The sequence below is a fragment of the Arhodomonas sp. KWT genome (assembly GCF_010993615.1).
On sequence record NZ_WNXE01000684.1, the window covers coordinates 1 to 893 of the forward strand.

Genomic DNA, 893 nt, shown 5'->3' on the forward strand with positions numbered 1-893 from the left:
ACCATGGCCATGGCGGGGAAGGTGCGGCCCATGACCTCGCGGTAGGCCTCACCCATCTCCTTGAGCCGCGCCAGGTACTCGTGCTTGTCGGTGATGTACCAGGTCATGCGCACGACGTGCTCCGGGCCGGCGTCGGCGGCGCCGAGCACGGCGACGGTGTTCTTCAGCACCTGGCGGACCTGGTCGATGAAGTCGCTGCTGGGAAAGCTCTCGGTCTCGTCCCAGCCGACCAGGCCGCCGGTGAAGACCATGCGGCCCCGGGCGGTGGTGCCGTTGGAGTAGCCCTTGGGGCGCTTCCAGCCTTCCGGATTGACGGTCTGCATAGCGGTTACTCTCCTTGGATCAGGTTCGTTGCGCCGGCGGGCCCAGCCGCGTGCGCAGGGTCGGCGGCAGCGCCGCGGCCTCGGGCCGGGGCGCGAAGCGGTACCAGCGCAGCACGATCGTGCCGGCGACCCGCTCCTCCGTGCCGTGCTGGATGCGGTAGTCGAGGGTCACGCGGGCGGCGTCGACGTCCCGCACCTCGAGCGTGTAGTCGATGTGCTCGCCGAGCAGGCTCGGACGGGAGAACCGGCACTCCAGCCGCTCGATCCTCGGTGCTTCGCCGCGGGCAGCGAGCAGGGCGGCCTCGCTGCCGGCGTCGGTGAGCGAGGCGAGCCAGGTGGTCACGATCTCCTCCAGGAGCTCGAAGTAGCGGGGGTAGAACACGATGCCCGCCGGGTCGCAGTGCTGGAAACGCACCTGGCGGGTGGCGCGGTGGACCGGCGTGCTCATGCCCCGTTACCCCCGCCGTCGCGGAAGGCCGAGAGCACCTGGCGGGCGATCACCTGCTGCTGGATCTCCGAGGCACCCTCGTAGATCCGCAGCGCGCGGATGTCGCGGTAGAGCCGCTCCAC

The 893-nt window shown here is 70.5% G+C and carries 3 protein-coding genes; all 3 read right to left on the minus strand.

From position 1 onward, the window contains the following. Positions 1-323: RidA family protein (locus tag G7A99_RS21710; RefSeq protein WP_163144018.1), on the minus strand; the 323-nt coding region annotated here is incomplete at its 3' end. 19 nt (positions 324-342) lie between these two features. Further along, complete coding sequence (locus tag G7A99_RS21715) at positions 343-771, minus strand: thioesterase family protein (RefSeq protein WP_018718792.1); 429 nt, start codon at positions 769-771, stop codon at positions 343-345. Next, a complete protein-coding gene (locus tag G7A99_RS21720) occupies positions 768-893 on the minus strand; it encodes an acyl-CoA dehydrogenase family protein (RefSeq protein ID WP_240466375.1) in 126 nt (41 codons plus the stop codon). Before G7A99_RS21720 ends, G7A99_RS21715 begins: the two co-directional genes overlap by 4 nt.

What these genes read in the sequence shown, in the direction of transcription:
- G7A99_RS21715 (WP_018718792.1), bottom strand. Translation starts at nt 771, where the DNA reads ATGAGCACGCCGGTCCACCGCGCCACCCGCCAGGTGCGTTTCCAGCAC.